The organism is Streptomyces sp. NPDC025806 (assembly GCF_055558275.1).
This window is the reverse complement of the sequence record NZ_JBVHMU010000012.1, coordinates 127,094-139,119: the sequence shown is the minus strand read 5'-3', so window position 1 is coordinate 139,119 and position 12,026 is coordinate 127,094. Positions and strand designations below refer to the sequence as shown.

Here is a 12,026-nt window from a genome sequence, read left to right as displayed (position 1 = left end):
CCCCGCGCCCCTGAAATGCAGACGCTTCGCGTCGCATTTCCCCGACGTGTCAGCGCCCCTGAGATGGCGCACGAAGTGCGCATCTCAGGGGCGCGGGGAACTGCGCGACCAGCCCCCACCGGCCGGTGGTCGCCCGACAGGCGGGGGACTAACGGCGCGGCGGGGCCCACATCTGCTCCGGGCCACCTTCGTCCGGCTCCCCGAGGGACTTCAGCTCCGCGCGGCAGCGATCCGCGTCCAGGGGGGAGAACGCCGGGTTGATCCGGAGGGCCTCGTCGAGGTGCCGCCGGGCGGGACCGGCGAGGTCCAACTCCCGTTCCACCGCACCCCGGTGATACATGAACAAGGCGACCCGCACCGTACCGGCCTTCTGCCGATCCGTCGCCCGCCGCAGATACCCCAGCGCCTCCCGGTCGTCCCCGGCCCGGTGCAACGCCCACCCCAGCGCATCCGCGACCGCCACACTCGGCGCCCGCTTCCACTCCGCCCGCAGCCGCGACACGGCCGCCCCCGCGTCCCCGTGATCGGCGTCGAGCCGCCCGAGCACCACCGCGTCCACCTCGCCCGCCCCGCGCTGCCGCAGCGCGTCGTACTCCGTGCGGGCCGCGTCCGCCATCCCCAGCGACTCGTACAACTCGCCCAGCTCCAGCACGTACACGGGCGCGGGCCGCAGCTCGATCGCCCGCCGGTACGCCCGCAGCGCCTCCGAGGACCGCCCCAGCGAGGCGAGCGCACGGCCCCGCCCGGCCAGCGCGGCGGCACTGGCCGGATCGGCGCCGAGCGCCGCGTCGAAGTGCCGCAGCGCCCCCGCCGCGTCACCCCGCTCCCAGGCCAGGTCACCCCCTTGTGCCAGCAGCGCGGCCTGCTCGGCGGGCGTCCCGGCACGGGCCTGCGCGTCGGACAGCGCCGCCTCCGCGTCCTCCCGCCAGCCCCGGTCCCGGTACACGGCGACGGTGCGCAGCGTCACCGCCGTCCCCGAGGCCAGCTCGGTCAGCTTCTCCAGGTTCTTCCCGGCCGCCTTGCCGTTCCCGAGCCCCTCATAGGCGTCGACCAGATACGCGTACGAGGACCAGCGGCCCGGCGCCAGCTTCCGTGCCCGCTCGCCGAAGGTGCGGGCCCCGGGCCAGTCGCCGCGCGCGACGGCCAGCGCGGCGAGCCCGTCGAGCGCCGCCGCGTTCCCCTTCGGCCGCACCCGCAGCGCCTCGCGCAACACCCGTTCGGCGCGCGGGAAGTCGGCCGTCCGCGCGGTGCGCGTGCCGCGCTCCACGTACGCGGCCCCGAGTTCGGCGAGCGCCCCGTCGTCGCGCGGGTGCTCCCGGACCTCGGCCTCGCGTTCGCGGATCAGCGCCGTGAGGTCGGGCAGCGCGGCGGGCGCCCCGACCGCGGCGGCGATCACCGCCCGCCCGGCCGGACCGGGCAGCGCGCCCGCCGGGGGCGGCTCCTCACCGGGCAGCAGTACGAGCACTCCGCCGAGCACCGCGCACCCGGCGACGGCGGCGCCCGCGCCGATCAGCGCCCGCCGCACCGTGCGGGTCCGGCCCCGCGGCGGACGGTTCCAGGTATCGGGCCCGCCGCTCCCGCCGGTCTCGTCGTGCGCCGGACCCGCGGCGTTCCCGGAGTTCTCGAGGGTCTCCATAGGGCACACATTGGGTCAATACGAAGAGCGCATCACGGCAACATTCCGCCTGGCGGGAGGGCATCGCTCATTCGGTTCACACGCGTGGCCCCGAGTGCCACGCTGAGGACATGACCAGCACACTTGTCGAACGACTCCAGGAAGCCCTGCCGGCCGGGTCGGTCATCGCCGACCCCGACATCACGACCGCGTACGCGAACGACATGGCGAGCTTCTGCGACGCGGGCGCCCCGGCCGTCGTCGTCCTGCCGCGCACGGTCGAAGAGGTCCAGCACGTCATGCGCACGGCCACGGCCCTGAGGGTCCCGGTCGTTCCGCAGGGCGCCCGCACGGGACTGTCGGGCGGGGCCAACGCCTCCGACGGCTGCATCGTGCTGTCCCTGGTCAAGATGGACCGCATCCTGGAGATCGACGTCGTCGACCGGATCGCGGTCGTCGAACCGGGCGTCGTCAACGCCACGCTCTCCCGCGCGGTGAACGAGCACGGCCTCTACTACCCGCCGGACCCCTCCAGCTGGGAGATGTGCACCATCGGCGGCAACATCGGCACGGCCTCGGGCGGCCTGTGCTGTGTGAAGTACGGGGTGACGGCCGAGTACGTGCTCGGCCTCGACGTCGTCCTCGCCGACGGGCGCCTGCTCTCCACCGGCCGGCGCACGGCCAAGGGCGTCGCCGGCTACGACCTGACGCGGCTGTTCGTCGGCTCCGAGGGCAGCCTCGGCATCGTGGTCGGCGCGACCCTCGCGCTCAAGCCGCAGCCGCCCCAGCAGCTCGTCCTCGCCGCCGAGTTCGCGTCGACGGACGCCGCCTGTGACGCCGTCTGCAGGATCATGGCGGACGGGCACGTCCCGTCCCTGCTCGAACTGATGGACCGTACGACGGTCAAGGCGGTCAACGACCTCGCCCACATGGGGCTGCCCGAGACCACCGAGGCGCTGCTCCTGTGCGCCTTCGACACCCTGGACCCGGCCGCCGACCTGGCCGCCGTCGGCGCGCTGTGCGAAGCCGCGGGCGCCACCCAGGTCGTCCCCGCCGAGGACGCCGCCGAGTCCGAACTGCTGCTCCAGGCCCGCCGCCTGTCGCTGACCGCCCTCGAAGCGGTCAAGGGCACGACGATGATCGACGACGTGTGCGTGCCCCGCACCCGGCTCGCCGAGATGCTCGCCGGCGTGGAGCGGATCGCCGAGAAGTACGGGCTGACCATCGGCGTCTGCGCGCACGCGGGCGACGGCAACACCCACCCCACCGTCTGCTTCGACGCACAGGACGCCGACGAGGGCCGCCGCGCCCGCGAGTCCTTCGACGAGATCATGGCCCTCGGTCTGGAGCTCGGCGGCACCATCACCGGCGAGCACGGCGTCGGCGTACTGAAGAAGGAGTGGCTGGCGCGCGAGCTCGGGCCGGTCGGGGTCGAGGTCCAGCAGGCGGTGAAGGCGGCCTTCGACCCGCTGGGTCTCCTCAACCCCGGCAAGCTGTTCTGAGCGTTCCCGCGAACACCCCGTGATCCGGACCCGGCGTCGCCGGGTCCGGATATCGGTTCCTGGACGTGCCCCCGTTGCCCGCCGCTCACCGCTCGTCGGACGAGGACTCGTCCGACGGCCACGGGTCGCGCAGGTACAGGTCGTCGGCCATCAGGGGCGCGAGCAGCTCGGCGAGGCCGTCGTCGATGCCGAGCCGCTCGGCCTCAGAGCCCGGAGGAACCACCCGCAGCGTCCGCTCCAGCCAGGCCGACACCTGCGGGGCGGGCGCCTCCAGGAGCGCGTCGCCGTCGGGGGAGCTCAGCGCCATCAGCACGACGCTGCGCCCCTCGACCTTCGTCGGCCACACCCGCACGTCGCCGTGCCCGCACGGCCGGAAGACGCCCTCGACGAGCAGTTCGCGCGCGAACGTCCAGTTGACCGGGTGCTCCGAACCGATGTGGAAGGAGATGTGGACGGCGAAGGGGTCGTCCGAACGGTAGGTGAGGCGGGCCGGGACGGGGATGCTGCGCTCCGGTGAGAGCACCAGCCTGAGCTCGAGTTCACGTTCCACCGTGGTGTGCATGGCGTGCGCTTCCTTTCCTCGCGAAGGGCCCTCGGGTGGGCCCGTGCAAGGTGAGAGCGCGAGGTGGGCTCGGCATTACGCGACTTCTCGAAGTTTTCTCAGAAGTTTTTTCCCGGGGCCCGGACCGGCCCTCCGCGAGCTCCCGTACGGGGGTCGGTACGGGCGGAGCGGCACGGGCACGGGCGGCGGTCTGATAGATGTGGAGGCCACAACAAGACCCCCGAGCAGATACGGGACGACGGACATGAGCGCCCCAACCCCGGCCCCCGGCGACGACAGGCCCCGCGAAGGCTATTACCCCGACCCGTCCATTCCCGGATATGTCCGGTACTGGAACGGGGCCGCCTGGGTCCCCGGCACCAGCCGCCCCGCCCCGTCCGACGGCGAGCCCCTGCCGGCCCCGGCCGGCGCCGCCTCCGCGCAGGCCCCCGCGGCCACCGCACCGGAGCCCGCGCCCGCCGAGGAGACCGGCCCCGTCTTCCTCGACGAGGAGCCCTCCGTCCGCACGGAGCGCGGCCCCGACACGGCCGCCTCCCCGCAGGTCCCCGCACCCGGGCCCGCCGCGCAGGAGCCGGCGTCCGCCTGGCAGGCCGACGCCGCGCGCCAGGCGGGCTTCGGCGGCGAGCAGGACCGCCGGGTGTCCTGGGGCTCCAAGGAGCAGGCCGAGGAGCCGCAGGCACCCACCCCCACCCCCACCCCCACCCCCACTCCCACTCCCACGCCCACGCCCACGCCCGCGCCCGCCGACGGAACCGTCGCGATCCGCGCCGTGCGCCCCGGGCCCGAGCAGCGGCCCCCGCGCACCGACGGCACCATGACCATGCGCGCCGTGCCGCAGCAGGCCCCCGCGTCCGAGCCGACGGACCCTCAGGGCCCGCGCTCCGCCCCGGCCGACCCCCGCGTCGGCGCCCAGGCCGCCCCGCCCGCGGCCCCCGCCCCGGCGCCCGCTCCCGCCCCGGCCCCGCAGCAGCCCGCCACCCCGCAGGGCCCCGGCTACGGCTACCCCCAGCCCCAGCCTCAGCAGCAGCCTCAGCAGCCTCAGCAGCCTCAGCAGCAGCCGCACCAGCCGCAGTCCGGCTACGGCTACCCGCAGCAGGCGCAGCCCGCGCAGCCCGCCGCGCCGGGTCCGGTCACCCAGGGCCCCGGTGGCGGTTCGCCGTCCTGGGCGCAGCAGGTCCACCACCTGGCGACGCCGGGTCAGGAGGCGCAGGGCGCGCCCGTCACGCCGTTCAAGCCGGTCGCCGAGGACCCGTTCCTCGCCGCCGCGCAGGCCGCCGCGGCAGCCCGCCCGGCGGGGCTCGGCAAGCGGTTCGTGGCCCGGCTGATCGACTCGCTCGTCGTCGGCGCCGTCACCGCGGTCGCCGCCGTCCCGCTCGGCACCAAGGCCCTTGACCACGTCACCGGGAAGATCGACGAGGCGAAGGCCTCCGGCCGCCAGGTCACCGTCTGGCTGCTCGACGGCACGACCGGCACCTACCTCGGCATCGTCCTCGCCGTGCTCCTCGTCGCCGGCGTCCTCTACGAGGCACTGCCGACCGCCAAGTGGGGCCGGACCCTCGGCAAGAAGCTGATGGGCCTGAGCGTGCGCGAGATCGAGGGCAACGACGCGCCGAGCTTCGGCGCGGCCCTGCGCCGCTGGCTCGTGTACAGCGTCCCGGGCCTGCTCGCCATCGGTGTCCTGGGCGTCCTGTGGGGCGCGTTCGACCGCCCCTGGCGCCAGTGCCTGCACGACAAGGCGGCCGGAACCTTCGTGGCCGGCTAGTCGCCGGGGGGCCGGGGTCATCCGTCCGGCGGCCCGCCGGATGCGGGGCGCCCGGCTTCGCGGTCCACTCGGGCCATGAGCACCGAACCGCCCCCCGACGGATCCGGCAGCCCGCCGGACGACGACCCGTTCCGCAAGCCGCCGCCGGAGAACCCCCCGGGCGGCGGCTCGCCGTACGGCAGTTCGCAGAACCCTCCGCCTCCACCGGGCGGCGGAGGCCAGAACCCGTACGACTCACCGCAGAACCCCTACGGCGGCGGGGATCAACCCCCGTACGGCGGCGGTACCCCACCTCCGTACGGCGGCGGTACGCCCCCGCCCTACGGCGGGGACCCCTACGGCGGCGGCTACGGCGCCGGTGACCCGCTCGCCGGGATGCCGCCGCTCGCCGACAGCGGCAAGCGGGTCCTGGCCCGCATCATCGACCTGATCCTCGTGGGGGCCGTCGCCGCACTCCTCGCGTGGGCCTTCGGGATCGCCGAGTACGAGACCGACCCCGACAAGATCCAGTACGGCAAGCAGTTCGGCTCCTCGCTGCTCGCCGCCGTGCTCTACATCGGGTACGACACGTTCCTCACCTCGCGCACCGGGCAGACCCTCGGCAAGAAGCTGATGAAGCTGCGCGTGGCCAACCTCTCCGACGGGGCGACGCCCGGCGTGCAGACCAACCTCGCGCGCGCGGCCGTCCTGTGGCTGCCCAGCGTCTTCTGCTGCGCCTGCCTGTGGCTGATCATCTCCGGTGGCTGGAGCTTCTTCGACAAGCCCTACAAGCAGGGCCTGCACGACAAGGCGGCGAAGACGGTGGTGGTCAGCACCGGCTGAGCGCGGCGCGGCGGTGCGCGTACGAGGAACCGGCGGGTCCGTGTCTCACGGGCCCGCCGGTTCGCGTACCGGCTCGCGCGGGGACTCGGTGGCGCCGGTCGCGGCGGGGGAGGCCAGCGTGGCGGCCAGGGGGCGCTCCGGAGCGGGGTCCGGGGCGGGTGCCGCCGGCTTGGGCTTGGGCACCGACATCGCCACGAACACACCGAGGATGAGCGCCGACACGGCGATGACCCCGACTCCGGGGCCCGCGCTGGTGCGTGACAGCAGCAGCATCGCGATCGTGGAGCAGATGACGGTGGCCGAACCGTAGGCCAGCTGTGCGACAGTCGGGCGAGGCATGGCGTTGTCCGTCCTCGTGACATCGGGGGTGCGGGGCGCGGGCCGGTCGGTACCCGTGGGTACACCGTCGACTTCACCCTATTCCGCACTGTGCCCGAGCGGAACGGCCGGTAAGCATGACCTAACCCACAGTGCCGGAGCACAGGGGGCGCACGGAGTCATCGCGTCCACCAAGTGGACGGTCAGGCGCGCCCGTTGTCCGGTGTTGTCCGGTGGCTGGGAATCGACGGGCTTGTCCGGATTCCGGAGCGCGTCTCCTGCATAGTGAAACGTAAACGTCATCGTCAAGGTCTGTTAATTTTCCTCTACCTCCGGTCAAATGGCGTCACTTGTGACACGTGGCCTTCGTGCCACGGAGGAGGGGACCACTCAAGTGACCACCAAGAGACGGGCGTTGAGAAGCGCCGCCGTGCTCGTGACCCTGGCCGCCACCGCGGCCACCGGGTCCATAGCGGCGACGACCGCCCAGGCCGACACCCCGGCCGCCGCGAACAAGGCCTCCGACGGGAAGACCTTCGGGGGCAAGGGCCACGTCATGGACGGCCCGTTCAGCCAGCAGATGGAGCAGCAGCGGAAGACCGCCCTGCAGAACGTGCTCCAGGGCAAGTCGAAGGTCCAGGAGAAGAACGGCTCGAAGGTCGTCGAGCTCTCCAAGGGCAAGTACGTCGAGCTGGGCCGCGAGCGCACGGACAAGATCTTCACGATCCTGACCGAGTTCGGCGACAAGGTCGACAACACGACCCTGGTGGACCGCCAGGACGACGACACGGACGAGCTGAAGCCCAAGTACGGGGGCACGCCCGGTCCGCTGCACAACCAGATCGCCGAGCCGGACCGCACCAAGAACAACAGCACGGCCTGGCAGAAGAACTACGACTCCCAGCACTTCAAGGACCTGTACTTCGGTACGGGCAAGGGCGTCGACTCCCTCAAGACCTACTACGAGAAGACGTCCTCGGGCCGGTACTCGGTCGACGGCGAGGTCTCCGACTGGGTCAAGGTCGAGTACAACGAGGCCCGTTACGGCTCCAACTACTGCGGCGCCGACAACTGCCCGAACGTCGAGGACCTGGTCCGTGACGGCGTCAACGCGTGGGTCGCGCAGCAGAAGGCGGCGGGCAAGTCCGACGCCGACATCAAGGCCGACATGGCCCAGTACGACCAGTGGGACCGTACGGACCACGACAACGACGGCAACTTCAACGAGCCGGACGGCTACATCGACCACTTCCAGATCGTCCACGCGGGCGAGGACGGGTCAGCCGGCGGCGGCGCGCAGGGCGGCGACTCCCTGTGGGCGCACCGCGGTTACGCCTACAGCCGCGACGACGGCAACACGGGCCCCCAGGGCTTCAAGGCCGGCGGCACCCCGATCGGCGACACCGGCATCTGGGTCGGCGACTACACGATGCAGCCGGAGAACGGCGGCCTCGGCGTCTTCGCCCACGAGTACGGCCACGACCTGGGCCTGCCCGACCTGTACGACACCACGTACACGGGTGAGAACTCGGTCGGCTTCTGGTCGCTCATGTCGGCCGGTTCCTGGCTGGGCACCGGCAAGGACTCGATCGGCGACATGCCGGGCGACATGACCGCCTGGGACAAGCTGCAGCTGGGCTGGCTCAACTACGACAAGGCGAAGGCGGCGACGAAGTCGACGCACAAGCTGGGTGTGTCGGAGTACAACACCAAGCTGAAGCAGGCGCTCGTCGTCGAGCTGCCGAAGAAGAACGTCACCACCGACATCGTCAAGCCGACCCAGGGCGCCAAGCAGTGGTGGTCCGACTACGGCGACGACCTCGACAACACCCTGGAGCGCACGGTCGATCTGACCGGCAAGTCCAAGGCCGCGCTCGAGCTCGACGGCTGGTGGAACATCGAGAAGGACTACGACTACCTGTACACGCAGGTGTCCACGGACGGCGGCGCGAGCTGGCAGACCATCGACGGCACCGCCGACGGTCAGGCCATCACCCGTGACGGCGGCGACAAGCCGGCCCTGACCGGCGACTCCACCAAGTTCCAGCACCTGGTCTTCCCGCTCGACGAGTTCGCGGGCAAGAAGATCGGCGTCCGCTTCCGCTACAAGACGGACGGCGGCGCGGGCGGCATGGGCTTCACCGCCGACAACCTGACGGTCAAGGCGGACGGCGCGGCCGTCTTCTCGGACGACGCCGAGGGCGACGACAACGGCTGGACCGCGCGCGGCTTCTCCCGCGTCGGCGCCTCCATCAGCGGCGACTTCCCGCAGTTCTACATCGCCGAGAACCGCCAGTACGTCTCGTACGACAAGACCCTCAAGGTCGGCCCGTACAACTTCGGTTGGCGTGACGGCGGGGCGAAGGACGACTGGGTCGAGCACTACCAGTACCGTCCCGGCCTGATGATCTGGCAGTGGGACACCTCGCAGCGCAACAACAACGTGGGCCAGCACCCGGGCAAGGGTCTGATCCTGCCGATCGACGCGCACGCGAAGCCGATGTACTGGGCCGACGGCAAGACCAAGATCACCAACAAGATCACGCCGTACGACGCCGCCTTCGGCAGGTACCCGGTCCCCGGCATGACGCTGCACCGCCTGGGTGTCGAGAAGAAGATCCCGGCGCAGCTCGGCAACCCGGTCTTCGACGACCACAAGGGCGTCTACTGGTACGCCGAGAACCCGACGGGCAGTGTTCAGACAACTGACACCAACACCCGCATCGCGGTCGTGAAGCAGCCTCTCGACGGCTCCTCGATCACGGTGAAGGTCGGCCCCTCGGTCAAGTAACGAGAAAAACCGCAGGTCAAAGGCGTATCGGCCGCGACTGAGCTAGCTGGGGCTAGCGGGTCGCGGCCGATCGTGTTTAGGTGCGTCCTGTGGGTTTCTTATTGACACTACGTCTCACGGGGGTGTGACAGTCATGTCCGCAGGAGGGTTCTGCAAGCTGCCGGGCGGCAGCGTGGTGGTGGCACTGACCTTGCCGGCACCGGACGCCGCCGAGGGGGCGGTACGGGTCCTGGTGCACGCCGCGAACCGGGCCCGCGCCCTGACCCGCCTGCGCAATCTGGGCCTGCGCGCGGTCTACCTGCGGGGCAACAGCCACCCGCCGACCCCGGACGAGATCACCGCCGTCCTGCATCATCCGGACGGCCTCCTGTGGCGCGCGGCCCCGGACCCGGCCGTGGGCGAGCTCTGGCACCCGATACGCGCCCTGTTCCGCTCGACGGCCCCCGCAGGCGGCATAGCGAGCTGACCCCCGAGCCGGCACATCAAGCCCCTCCGGCGGTTGAGGAGCGGGGTCCGGCAAATCAGCCTGTCCGGCGGCCGAGGAGCGGGGGTCGGCAAATGAAGCCCCTCCGGCGATTGAGGAGCGGGGTCCGGGGCGGAGCCCCGTGGCCTAGGCGACGACGGGCTTGCCGGTGAGCTCGACCCCGGCGCGACGCAGCTCCTCCAGCGCCGCCTCGGTCGTCGGCGCGGCGACCCCGGCCGTCAGGTCGAGCAGCACATGGGTGCGGAACCCTTCACGGGCCGCGTCCAGCGCCGTGGCCCGCACACAGTGATCCGTGGCGATCCCGACGACGTCGACTTCGGAGATCTCCCGGTCCCGCAGCCACTCCGCCAGCGGCACCCCGTTCTCGTCGGCCCCCTCGAACCCGCTGTACGCGGCCGAGTAGGCACCCTTCGAGAACACGGCGTCGATCGCGCCGGAGGCGACCGCGGGCGCGAAGTTCGGGTGGAATCCGACGCCCTCCGTGCCGGCGACGCAGTGCGCGGGCCAGGTGGCGACGTAGTCCGGGTGCTCCGAGAAGTGGTCGCCCGGCGCGATGTGGTGGTCCCGGGTCGCCACCACGTGCCGGTAGCCACCACCGCCGGCCTGACCGATCAGATCCGTGATCGCGGCAGCGACATCGGCACCTCCCGCCACGGCGAGGCTGCCGCCCTCGCAGAAGTCGTTCTGCACGTCTACGACGATCAGGGCGCGGCGCATGGTCGGTGTCCTTCTGCTGGGAGACTACGAGCGTAGAAGCTCGGCTCGCGGAACGGGAGAGGGCGGGCGGGAGAGGGCACGGGCCCCCTCCCGGTGACCGCGGGCGCTCAGGCGTACTCGGTGGGGATGACGGCCTCGCCCTTCGAGAGCTGGGTCGCCGACAGCGGCAGCGCGTCGCGCGCCGCGATGTGCCGCTCGCGCACGGTGTCCAGCGGCTCCCGGGCCAGCACCTCGCCGCCCCGGACCAGCTCGACGAGCAGCTGCCGGTCGGCGAGCTCGTCGGGGACCGGGCCCAGGCCCACGACCTCGGCCTCGGCGACCCCGTCCGCGTCGAGCCGGCGCGCGGCCCACTTGCGGCCGCCGACGGAGGCCTTCCCGCCCACCGACTTCTTCGCGACCGGCACGAGCGGCGCCTTCGGGTCGGCGGACTCGGCGCGGGCGACCAGCTTGTAGACCATGGAGCAGGTCGGGTGGCCCGAACCGGTGACGAGCTGGGTGCCGACCCCGTACGCGTCCACGGGCGCGGCGGCGAGCGAGGCGATGGCGTACTCGTCGAGGTCGGAGGTGACCACGATCTTGGTGTCCTTGGCGCCGAGGTCGTCGAGCTGCTGGCGCACCCGGTGCGCGACGAGCAGCAGGTCGCCGGAGTCGATCCGGACGGCCCCGAGCTTGGGCCCGGCGATCTCCACGGCCGTGCGGACGGCCTCCTGCACGTCGTACGTGTCGACGAGCAGGGTCGTTCCCTCGCCGAGCGTGTCGACCTGGGCGCGGAACGCGTCGCGCTCGGAGTCGTGCAGCAGGGTGAAGGCGTGGGCCGAGGTGCCGACGGTCGGGATCCCGTAGCGGAAACCGGCCGCCAGGTCCGAGGTCGTGGCGAAGCCGCCCACGTACGCGGCGCGGGACGCGGCGACCGCGGCCAGCTCGTGGGTGCGCCGGGCGCCCATCTCGATCAGCGGCCGCTCGCCCGCGGCCGAGGCCATGCGGGAGGCGGCGGCGGCGATCGCCGAGTCGTGGTTGAGGATCGAGAGGATCACCGTCTCCAGGAGCACGCACTCGGCGAAGGAGCCCTCGACGCGCAGGACCGGGGAACCGGGGAAGTAGACCTCGCCCTCGGGGTAGCCCCAGATGTCGCCGGAGAACCGGTAGTCCGCGAGCCACTGGAGGGTCGGCTCGTCGACGATGCCCGCCTCGCGCAGGAAGCCCAGCTCGCCGGCGCCGAACCGGAAGTTCTCGACGGCGTCCAGGACGCGCCCGGTGCCCGCGACGACGCCGTAGCGGCGGCCCTCGGGCAGACGCCGGGTGAAGACCTCGAAGACCGAGTGCCGGTCGGCGGTGCCCGCTCGGAGGGCGGCCTGCAGCATCGTCAGCTCGTAGTGGTCGGTGAAGAGCGCTGTCGACGGAACGTCCACCGGCAGGCCAAGGTCCGCTGTGTTCATGTTCAGGATGCTACCCC

10 protein-coding genes are annotated in these 12,026 nt (G+C 72.3%); 5 read left to right on the top strand and 5 right to left on the bottom strand.

Features of this window, described 5'->3' with window-relative positions; all coding sequences use genetic code 11:
• Positions 1-148 precede the first annotated feature (148 nt).
• On the bottom strand, positions 149-1,636 hold the full coding sequence (locus ACZ4E1_RS26660) for a tetratricopeptide repeat protein (protein WP_467543609.1): 1,488 nt from the start codon (positions 1,634-1,636) through the stop codon (positions 149-151).
• A 110-nt stretch (positions 1,637-1,746) separates the two neighbouring features.
• On the opposite strand from ACZ4E1_RS26660, the gene ACZ4E1_RS26655 reads away from it, so the two are divergent.
• Positions 1,747-3,117, top strand: a complete 1,371-nt coding sequence (locus tag ACZ4E1_RS26655; protein ID WP_467543606.1) for an FAD-binding oxidoreductase — start codon at positions 1,747-1,749, stop codon at positions 3,115-3,117.
• A gap of 85 nt (positions 3,118-3,202) precedes the next feature.
• On the opposite strand, the gene ACZ4E1_RS26650 is transcribed toward ACZ4E1_RS26655, so the two are convergent.
• Positions 3,203-3,679 carry an SsgA family sporulation/cell division regulator gene (locus ACZ4E1_RS26650; RefSeq protein WP_467543603.1) on the bottom strand — a complete coding sequence of 159 codons (477 nt, stop codon included), beginning with the start codon at positions 3,677-3,679 and terminating at the stop codon, positions 3,203-3,205.
• Positions 3,680-3,923: 244 nt separating this feature from the next.
• On the opposite strand from ACZ4E1_RS26650, the gene ACZ4E1_RS26645 reads away from it, so the two are divergent.
• Positions 3,924-5,441 (top strand): RDD family protein, encoded by a 1,518-nt coding sequence (locus ACZ4E1_RS26645; protein WP_467543600.1) that lies wholly within the window; start codon positions 3,924-3,926, stop codon positions 5,439-5,441.
• Positions 5,442-5,516: 75 nt separating this feature from the next.
• On the top strand, positions 5,517-6,263 hold the full coding sequence (locus ACZ4E1_RS26640; protein ID WP_467543597.1) for an RDD family protein: 747 nt from the start codon (positions 5,517-5,519) through the stop codon (positions 6,261-6,263).
• 45 nt (positions 6,264-6,308) lie between these two features.
• Here ACZ4E1_RS26640 and ACZ4E1_RS26635 read toward each other — a convergent pair whose 3' ends face one another.
• The gene (locus ACZ4E1_RS26635; RefSeq protein WP_467543593.1) at positions 6,309-6,602 is read right to left on the bottom strand and encodes a hypothetical protein; all 294 of its coding nucleotides are present in this window, start codon (positions 6,600-6,602) and stop codon (positions 6,309-6,311) included.
• Positions 6,603-6,975: 373 nt separating this feature from the next.
• Between ACZ4E1_RS26635 and ACZ4E1_RS26630 the strand changes: the two genes are divergently transcribed.
• Positions 6,976-9,372 (top strand): immune inhibitor A domain-containing protein, encoded by a 2,397-nt coding sequence (locus ACZ4E1_RS26630; RefSeq protein WP_467543590.1) that lies wholly within the window; start codon positions 6,976-6,978, stop codon positions 9,370-9,372.
• Between the two features lie 133 nt (positions 9,373-9,505).
• Positions 9,506-9,838 (top strand): hypothetical protein, encoded by a 333-nt coding sequence (locus ACZ4E1_RS26625; protein ID WP_467543587.1) that lies wholly within the window; start codon positions 9,506-9,508, stop codon positions 9,836-9,838.
• Positions 9,839-9,982: 144 nt separating this feature from the next.
• On the opposite strand, the gene ACZ4E1_RS26620 is transcribed toward ACZ4E1_RS26625, so the two are convergent.
• Positions 9,983-10,573, bottom strand: a complete 591-nt coding sequence (locus ACZ4E1_RS26620) for an isochorismatase family protein (protein ID WP_467543584.1) — start codon at positions 10,571-10,573, stop codon at positions 9,983-9,985.
• Between the two features lie 107 nt (positions 10,574-10,680).
• Complete coding sequence (locus ACZ4E1_RS26615) at positions 10,681-12,009, bottom strand: nicotinate phosphoribosyltransferase (RefSeq protein ID WP_467543581.1); 1,329 nt, start codon at positions 12,007-12,009, stop codon at positions 10,681-10,683.
• Positions 12,010-12,026 lie beyond the last annotated feature (17 nt).

Excerpts from the sequence above, each read along its gene's own strand:
- ACZ4E1_RS26635 (WP_467543593.1), bottom strand. The coding sequence starts at position 6,602 with ATGCCTCGCCCGACTGTCGCACAGCTGGCCTACGGTTCGGCCACCGTC.
- ACZ4E1_RS26645 (WP_467543600.1), top strand. The coding sequence starts at position 3,924 with ATGAGCGCCCCAACCCCGGCCCCCGGCGACGACAGGCCCCGCGAAGGC.
- ACZ4E1_RS26650 (WP_467543603.1), bottom strand. The coding sequence starts at position 3,679 with ATGCACACCACGGTGGAACGTGAACTCGAGCTCAGGCTGGTGCTCTCA.
- ACZ4E1_RS26615 (WP_467543581.1), bottom strand. The coding sequence starts at position 12,009 with ATGAACACAGCGGACCTTGGCCTGCCGGTGGACGTTCCGTCGACAGCG.
- ACZ4E1_RS26620 (WP_467543584.1), bottom strand. The coding sequence starts at position 10,573 with ATGCGCCGCGCCCTGATCGTCGTAGACGTGCAGAACGACTTCTGCGAG.
- ACZ4E1_RS26655 (WP_467543606.1), top strand. The coding sequence starts at position 1,747 with ATGACCAGCACACTTGTCGAACGACTCCAGGAAGCCCTGCCGGCCGGG.
- ACZ4E1_RS26660 (WP_467543609.1), bottom strand. The coding sequence starts at position 1,636 with ATGGAGACCCTCGAGAACTCCGGGAACGCCGCGGGTCCGGCGCACGAC.
- ACZ4E1_RS26640 (WP_467543597.1), top strand. The coding sequence starts at position 5,517 with ATGAGCACCGAACCGCCCCCCGACGGATCCGGCAGCCCGCCGGACGAC.
- ACZ4E1_RS26625 (WP_467543587.1), top strand. The coding sequence starts at position 9,506 with ATGTCCGCAGGAGGGTTCTGCAAGCTGCCGGGCGGCAGCGTGGTGGTG.